General features: G+C 40.0%; 6 protein-coding genes. 2 read left to right on the top strand and 4 right to left on the bottom strand.

The genetic code is table 11. The annotated features are described in order from the left end of the window. The first annotated feature begins 120 nt into the window (after positions 1-120). Complete coding sequence (locus CEX73_RS01995) at positions 121-1,323, top strand: acetate kinase (RefSeq protein WP_101626929.1); 1,203 nt, start codon at positions 121-123, stop codon at positions 1,321-1,323. 50 nt (positions 1,324-1,373) lie between these two features. After that, positions 1,374-3,500, top strand: coding sequence for a phosphate acetyltransferase (pta, locus tag CEX73_RS01990; protein WP_101626928.1), 2,127 nt, complete (start codon positions 1,374-1,376; stop codon positions 3,498-3,500). 43 nt (positions 3,501-3,543) lie between these two features. Here the strand turns inward: pta and yfaE are convergent, their stop codons facing one another. The 4 genes from yfaE to ubiG all read right to left on the bottom strand — a co-directional run bounded on the left by yfaE (position 3,544) and on the right by ubiG (position 8,328). Further along, entirely contained in the window at positions 3,544-3,804 is a 261-nt protein-coding gene (gene yfaE / locus CEX73_RS01985; protein WP_101626927.1) for a class I ribonucleotide reductase maintenance protein YfaE, read from the bottom strand. A 2-nt stretch (positions 3,805-3,806) separates the two neighbouring features. Then, a complete protein-coding gene (gene nrdB, locus CEX73_RS01980; RefSeq protein WP_101626926.1) occupies positions 3,807-4,937 on the bottom strand; it encodes a class Ia ribonucleoside-diphosphate reductase subunit beta in 1,131 nt (376 codons plus the stop codon). A gap of 65 nt (positions 4,938-5,002) precedes the next feature. After that, positions 5,003-7,285, bottom strand: a complete 2,283-nt coding sequence (nrdA, locus tag CEX73_RS01975) for a class 1a ribonucleoside-diphosphate reductase subunit alpha (RefSeq protein ID WP_101626925.1) — start codon at positions 7,283-7,285, stop codon at positions 5,003-5,005. 308 nt (positions 7,286-7,593) lie between these two features. After that, positions 7,594-8,328 (bottom strand): bifunctional 2-polyprenyl-6-hydroxyphenol methylase/3-demethylubiquinol 3-O-methyltransferase UbiG, encoded by a 735-nt coding sequence (gene ubiG, locus CEX73_RS01970; RefSeq protein ID WP_101626924.1) that lies wholly within the window; start codon positions 8,326-8,328, stop codon positions 7,594-7,596. Positions 8,329-8,368 lie beyond the last annotated feature (40 nt).

Genomic DNA, 8,368 nt, shown 5'->3' with positions numbered 1-8,368 from the left:
GGATCTAAACCATTTGATGCATATTAGATCAGTATATTTATGATGTAAATCATTAATTATCTTGATCTAATATGCTAAGATCAAATGATCATTAATAATGCTTACGAAGTAGGTACTTTCATGTCGAGTAAGTTAGTGCTGGTTCTTAACTGTGGCAGTTCATCCCTTAAATTTGCTATTATTGATGCTGTCAATGGTGAAAAACATCTTTCTGGTCTTGCCGAATATTTTTATTTGTCGAAAGCACAAATAAAATGGAATATAAACGGCATCACACAATATGCCGCACTTAGCACTAACAGCGCACATAGTGAAGCGCTTAATTTTATCATTAAAAATATTTTAACACAAAAACCAGAAATTTCCGCACAATTAACCGCAATCGGGCATCGCATCGTTCATGGAAGAAATCATTTCACACAGTCAGTTATTATTAATGACGAGGTTATAAAAGAAATAGAATACTCTATTCCGTTTGCTCCATTGCATAACCCTGCGCATCTTATTGGTATTCATAAATCGCTCAAAGCTTTTCCACAGCTTGCTAGTAAAAATGTAGCGGTTTTCGATACGGCTTTTCATCAGACAATGCCAGAAACATCTTATCTTTACGCACTTCCCTACTTTTTATATCAGGATCATGGTATCCGCCGTTACGGAGCACATGGTATTAGCCATTTTTATGTAACCTGCGAAGCAGCTAAAGTACTGAATAAACCAGTAGAAAAAATCAATTTAATTACCTGTCATCTAGGTAGCGGTGGATCGGTATCTGCTATCTGCAATGGGCAATGCGTTGATACTTCCATGGGCCTTACGCCACTAGAAGGCCTAGTTATGGGCACTCGCAGTGGTGACCTAGATCCTGCTATCATATTCTATTTACATGATAGTTTAGGTATATCAATTAAAAATATACATAATATGTTAACTAATCAGTCTGGTATACTAGGCTTAACGGGGGTCACCAGTGACTGCCGCTATATGGAAGAGAACTACATGGATAAAGATGATGCCCGCCGTGCCATGGCGGTCTACTGCCATCGCTTAGCAAAATACATTGGTGCCTACAGTACCCTAATGGATGAAGGTTTAGATGCAGTAATTTTTACCGGCGGCATTGGTGAAAATTCCGCTATGGTGCGTCAGCTTTCGCTTAAAAAATTAGCGCTGCTTGGCTTTGAGGTAGATCATAAGCGCAACGTTGCCGTAAGATTTGGAAAATCTGGGAAGATTACTACAGATGCTAGTCGTCCGGCAATTGTTATCCCTACTAACGAAGAGTGGGTTATTGCTCAAGACGCAGCACGTCTAACAGGATAATAACTAAACAGTTTTTTACCCAACAAGCAATTGTAAATTGAGGTTTAATTATGTCTCGTACAATAATGTTAATCCCTATTGGCACTCGAGTAGGTTTAACCAGCGTTAGTCTGGGCATAATTCGCGCCATGAAGCAAAAACGTGTACGCTTGAACGTATTTAAACCAATTGCTGAAGCAGGTTCTGGGGACGCACTAACTCACATTGTTTGCACGAAATATCATATTCCGTACATAGAACCGCTATGTATTAATTACGTAGAGTCATTGCTTGTTTCTAATAAACAAGATGTGCTGATGGAGGAGATTATCGCCCGTTACTATGATAAGACAAAAGAAGCTACAATCGTCTTGGTAGAAGGTATTGTGCCCACGCGTAAGTGCCAATTAGCGAATGTTCTGAACTATGAAATAGCTAGAATACTGAACGCAGAAATTGTTTTGGTACTAACATTAGAAGATAAGCGACCAGATCAATTAAAACAACTAATAGAATTAGCACGTTCAAGATTTAGTAGTAATCAAAACATTATAGGAGTAATCATCAATAAACTTAACGCACCAATATCTGCACACAGTAACACTACTATTGATCTCGCAGAAATTGTCAATAAAGCAGCAAATACTAGTATTAAGCAAATTGATCCGAAAATAATGTATAAAAATAGTCCTCTACCAGTACTAGGCTGTATTCCTTGGAATGTGGATTTGATTAATATCCGCGCTATTGATATCACTCGCCATCTGAGTGCGATGATTATTAATCAAGGAGATCTGAAAACCCGTTACGTTAAATACATAAAATTTTGTGCCTCCAGTCTACCTAATATGCTAGAGGATTTTCATCCTGGCTCGCTACTAGTAATATCGGCTGATCGCACTGATGTCTTAGTAGCTGTTTGTCTAGCAGCGATGAATGGCGTGGAAATAGCAGCGGTACTACTAACAAGTGGCTATCAAATAGATAAGCGTATCTATAAGTTATGCGAAAGAGCTTTCCAGACCGGATTACCGGTATTGACTGTGCAAACCAATACTTGGCAGACATCTTTAAGCCTACAAAGTTTTAGCCTAGAAATACCATTAGATGACTATAGTCGTTTGGAAAAACTACATAATTATATTGCAGGCTATATTGATGATGCTTGGATAACATCTCTTACCGAACATTCAGAACATTCGCTTCTGTTATCGCCGCCAGCCTTTCGTTATCAACTAACAGAGCGGGCACGTCAGGCTGATAAACGTATCGTACTACCTGAAGGTGATGAACCGCGTATCATTAAAGCTGCGTCTATTTGCGTTAATAGAGGTATCGCTCGCTGCGTACTACTGGGTAATGCCAGAAACATTAAGCGTATCGCTACATTGCAGGGCGTAGAATTAGGCAAAGGTATAGAAATTATTAATCCAGTGGTCGCACGTGATCAATATGTGCGACGCCTGGTTACATTACGTCATAATAAAGGAATGACTGAGGATGCAGCTCGTGAACAGCTGAAAGATAATGTAGTACTAGGTACTATGATGCTAGAGCAAAATGAAGTAGATGGTTTAGTATCAGGAGCTGTACATACTACAGCTAATACTATTCGTCCGCCACTACAACTCATCAAAACGGCTCCTGGGTATTCTTTAGTTTCCTCAGTGTTTTTTATGTTACTACCAGAACAAGTATTGGTGTATGGAGACTGCGCGATTAATCCGGATCCTACCTATGAACAACTAGCAGAAATTGCCATTCAATCCGCTGACTCCGCTGCGGCTTTCGGTATTGAACCTAGGGTAGCGATGATATCTTATTCAACAGGTAATTCTGGTGTCGGTAGCGACGTCGATAAAGTACGTAAAGCAACTTCCTTAGCACAGGAAAAACGTCCTGATCTCGTAATAGATGGTCCACTACAGTATGATGCAGCAATCATGGCTGAAGTGGCTTTGTCGAAAGCACCTAACTCGCCCGTAGCTGGCAAAGCTACGGTTTTTATTTTTCCAGATCTCAACACTGGTAACACTACCTACAAAGCAGTACAGCGCTCGGCTAACTTAATTTCTATTGGACCAGTACTACAAGGTTTACGCAAACCAGTCAATGACTTATCACGTGGGGCACTAGTAGAAGATATCATCTATACCGTAGCTTTAACAGCTATTCAATCTCAACATATGGTTAAATAATTGTTATTCAGGAAATTTATGAGAGCATGATATCTCAGTATGATTATAACTCTAACTCAATATCTTCTATTGGCAAGCAGCAGCAAGGTAAAATCTCGCCGCGATGGATAAATGCCAAAGGCTCTAGATTGTATTTAACCTTACCGTCCAACAAGCGTAGACGACACGCGCCGCAATAACCAGAACGGCACTGAAACTCAACTGGAACGAGATGCATTTCTAATGCATCTAATAGTGAGCGATTTCTACTTTCGCAAGGTATCTGGGTGTTATATTGCCGCAGCCGGATAAGTGTAATAGTCATTATTACAGCTGAAAATCACTAAAGTCGTCACTATTTACCTCAGAATTAATCTGCCCAACTAAATATGAACTAACTTCTACTTCCTGCGGAGCTACTTGAACGTTATCCGATACTAGCCAGGAGTTTATCCACGGAATAGGATTAGAACGTGTGGTAAAGGGTAAATCTAACAGTACTGCTTGCATACGTATGTTCGTGATATATTCAATATACTGACATAAAATGTCTTTATTAAGACCAATCATAGAGCCGTCGCGAAATAAATAACTAGCCCAATCTTTTTCCTGATTAGCGGCTAATAGAAAAAGCTTATAGCTATCCTGCTGACATTCAAGTGCGATATCAGCCATTTCGGGATCGTCTTTGCCTAAACGCATCAAATTGAGCATCTGCTGTGTTCCGGCAAGATGCAGCGCTTCATCACGTGCGATGAGACGGATAATTTTTGCATTTCCCTCCATAAGTTTACGTTCTGCGAAAGCGAAGGAACAAGCAAAACTTACATAGAAACGTATCGCTTCTAGCGCGTTGACACTCATCAAACATAGGTAAAGCTTTTTCTTGAGTTCATGCTTATTTACTACTACTAATTTACCATTAATATGATGATTTCCTTCGCCCAAAATATGATAATAACTAGTAAGATTAATGAGATTATCATAATAATCAGCAATATCCTTAGCACGTTTTAATATTTCTTTGTTAACTACAATATCGTCAAAAACTAATGAAGGATTATTAACAATATTACGGATTATATGTGTATAAGAACGCGAATGAATAGTTTCTGAAAACGCCCACGTCTCAACCCAAGTTTCTAATTCTGGAATTGATATCAGAGGTAGTAGCGCTACATTGGGACTGCGGCCTTGAATAGAATCAAGCAAAGTTTGATACTTCAAATTGCTAATGAAAATATGTTTTTCATGTTTCGGCAACGATTGATAATCGATCCGATCGAGAGAGATATCCACCTCTTCCGGCCGCCAAAAGAAGGATAATTGTTTTTCTATTAGTTTTTCGAAAATATCGTATTTCTGTTGGTCAAAACGTACAACATTGACTGGCTGACCTAAAAACATTGGTTCCAGTAGTTGGTTATTTTTGTTCTGAGAAAAAATGGTATAAGCCATGGTTACTCCTGTGACATGTATTACATGTACATGGATGCGGTAATTAAAACTACATCAGATCATGTTTAAATCTTGCATGCTTCGCTTTCACAATCTTCTTGTTGTGCAGCCGGCATATCTTCCTGTGTTTCTTTCGTACCATCACGGGTATTTTGGTAGTATAGTGTTTTAACACCTAATTTATAAGCTGTTAGTAAATCTTTTAGCAGCTGTTTCATTGGTACCTTCCCGTATGGAAAACGGGATGGATCGTAGTTAGTATTAGCAGATATCGACTGATCGACAAATTTCTGCATCACCCCTACTAAATGTAAGTAACCATCGTTGCCCGGCATATCCCATAGAAATTCATAGGCGTTGTGTAAGCGGACCGATTCCGGAACCACCTGACGTAAAATACCATCTTTCGATGCTTTAATGCTAACATGACCGCGTGGAGGCTCAATACCGTTGGTAGCATTAGAAATCTGCGAAGAAGTTTCAGATGGCATTAGTGCTGATAAGGTTGAGTTACGCAAACCTGATTGTTTAATATCTTCACGTAATCCTTCCCAATCATAATGTAGCGGTTCACTAACGATACGATCTAAATCTTTTTTATACGTATCTATTGGCAAGATCCCCTGAGCATAAGTGGTTTCATGAAACCACGGACAGGCACCACGCTCTCTGGCCAGATTATTAGAAGCTTTTAGTAGGTAATACTGAATTGCTTCGAAGGTACGGTGAGTTAAATTATTAGCACTACCGTCAGAGTAGCGTACACCATGTTTAGCCAGATAGTACGCATAGTTTATAACCCCCACACCTAGGGTACGACGACCTATAGCGCCGCGGTGAGCTGATGGAATAGGATAATATTGATAATCTAGTAACGCATCAAGAGCACGGACCGTAAGCATAGCAAGTTCTTCGAACTCATCCAAACTCTCAATAGCACCGAGATTTAAAGCTGATAGAGTACAAAGTGCAATTTCGCCACTTTCTTCATGGATATCGTCAATCGGTTTGGTAGGTAAAACAATCTCCAGGCATAAATTAGATTGGCGAATAGGTGCTACTGTTCTATCAAACGGGCTATGGGTATTACAATGATCTACATGTTGCACATAAATTCTTCCGGTAGAAGCACGTTCTTGCATCATCAGCGAGAATAGTTCCACCGCCTTGATGCGACGTTTTCGAATGCTAGCATCTTTTTCATACTCACAGTATAGTTGCTCGAACTCATCTTGATCAGCGAAAAATGCGTCATAAAGTCCCGGTACATCTGACGGGCTGAATAAAGTTATTTGATCATTATTGACTAGGCGTTGATACATTAATTTATTAATTTGAACGCCGTAATCCATGTAGCGAACCCGGTTTGCTTCTATACCACGGTTATTTTTCAATACAAGCATACTTTCTACTTCTAGATGCCACATAGGATAAAATAAGGTAGCTGCGCCACCTCGTACACCACCTTGTGAACAAGATTTCACAGCGCTCTGGAAATGTTTATAAAAAGGAATACAACCAGTATGAAAGGCTTCACCGCCACGAATAGGGCTACCGATAGCACGAATTCTACCGGCGTTGATGCCAATCCCAGCCCGCTGGGAGACATATTTCACAATAGCGCTAGATGTTGCATTGATGGAGTCTAGGCTATCGCCGCACTCAATTAATACGCACGAGCTAAACTGACGGGTTGGTGTTCGCACCCCAGACATAATCGGCGTTGGCAATGATATTTTAAATGTCGATACGGCATCGTAGAAACGTCTGACATAATCAAGACGGTTAGCACGTGGGTAACTAGAAAACAAACAAGCGGCTACCAGCATATACAAAAACTGGGCGCTTTCATAAATTTCTCCTGTAATCCGGTTTTGTGCTAGATATTTTCCTTCCAGTTGTTTCACCGCAGCGTAGGAGAAATTCATATCGCGCCAATGATTAATAAAACTATCCATCTTGGCGAATTCTTCGAAGCTATAGTCTTCTAGTAGATGTTGATCGTATTTACCCATTTTGACTAAACGTAACACATGATCATATAATTTTGGTGGCTCAAACTTACCATAAGCTTTTTTACGTAAGTGGAGCACAGCTAGTCGCGCTGCTAGATATTGATAATCAGGTGCTTCCCGTGAGATTAAGTCCGCGGCGGCTTTAATGATTGTTTCATGGATATCAGAAGTTTTCATTCCATCGTAAAATTGAATATGCGAACGTAATTCCACTTGAGAAACGGAAACATTATCGAGTCCCTCGGCAGCCCAATTTATGACCCGGTGGATTTTATCCAGATTTATGGTCTCTTTGCGTCCGTCGCGTTTAGTAACTAGCAGACTTTGGCTCATGCGACTTTTTACCTGTTTTTTACCTGTCTTTGTTACCCTTACTTAGTAGCCTTGGGTGCCGTGCAAAAAGAGTGCCTTGCCGACGATCAAATGACTATATATTGGGTTTTGACATTATGTAAATAACAAGATAGTGATAAATAGACTGTAATGCAAGTGAGTAATTGAGCTGTTTGGTGGAGAACCTAGAGGGATAATTGTTTATTCACATGGTAAGCTGCTATTATGTCAGCGCTTCCTGGTTATAATAAGATTGTGATCAAATTAAGAAAACAATTGGTTTGTCTTCGTAATCAAGAATAATGATATTATTTTATGCGCTGTGTATGTAGCATATAATTTATGTCTAGATTATTAGATAGTTTAAATTCATCGAGTCGAGGACTATAATGTATACCGGTAATATGCCGCTCGCATAGCGACGTTTCGTCTACCCAGTTTAGCAACTCAGAGGGCTTAATGAAATGATTAATATCGTGGGTACCGCACGGGATAAGACTTAATAAATACTCCGCGCCAAAGATAACCATCAGCCAAGCTTTACAATTTCGGTTAATAGTAGAAAAAAAAACGTCGCCTGCTGGCGATACAAGTCGAGCTGAATTATGTACAATAGAGGCAGGGTTTGGTACATGCTCTAGCATCTCCATGCAGGTAACTATGTCGTACATACCAAAGTTAGTCTGCGCATGTTGCTCAACCGTCTGCTGGATATATTTTATTTTCACACCACTATCTAATGCATGTGATCGCGCTACTTCTAGCGCAACGGCGCTCATATCTAGACCAGTTACCTTAGCACCTTCGCGTGCCATACTTTCTGCTAGAATACCGCCACCGCAACCTATATCTAAAATGTTTTTACCAAATAAGCCGCCAGCGCGGTTCAGTATATAGTCTAAGCGCAGCGGATTCATGCGGTGTAGTAGCTTTAACTCGCCGTTTAGTTTCCACCAACGGGTGGCAATCGCGTTGAATTTAGTAATTTCACTTAAGTCGACGTTTTCCTGATGCATAGAGCTATGGTTTGCTTCGTGATTCATATCAAGACACCTGAAGTGATAAATTAATTAAGGCATAAAG

The organism is Candidatus Palibaumannia cicadellinicola (assembly GCF_002855795.1).
Classification (GTDB): Bacteria; Pseudomonadota; Gammaproteobacteria; order Enterobacterales; family Enterobacteriaceae; genus Baumannia; species Baumannia cicadellinicola_C.
Note: the sequence above shows the minus strand (reverse complement) of the source record. Positions and strands in the feature narration are given on the sequence as shown.

Bases quoted from the DNA above. Each gene is read 5' to 3' on its own strand.
- nrdA (WP_101626925.1), bottom strand. From the start codon at position 7,285: ATGAGCCAAAGTCTGCTAGTTACTAAACGCGACGGACGCAAAGAGACC.
- pta (WP_101626928.1), top strand. From the start codon at position 1,374: ATGTCTCGTACAATAATGTTAATCCCTATTGGCACTCGAGTAGGTTTA.
- CEX73_RS01995 (WP_101626929.1), top strand. From the start codon at position 121: ATGTCGAGTAAGTTAGTGCTGGTTCTTAACTGTGGCAGTTCATCCCTT.
- ubiG (WP_101626924.1), bottom strand. From the start codon at position 8,328: ATGAATCACGAAGCAAACCATAGCTCTATGCATCAGGAAAACGTCGAC.
- yfaE (WP_101626927.1), bottom strand. From the start codon at position 3,804: ATGACTATTACACTTATCCGGCTGCGGCAATATAACACCCAGATACCT.
- nrdB (WP_101626926.1), bottom strand. From the start codon at position 4,937: ATGGCTTATACCATTTTTTCTCAGAACAAAAATAACCAACTACTGGAA.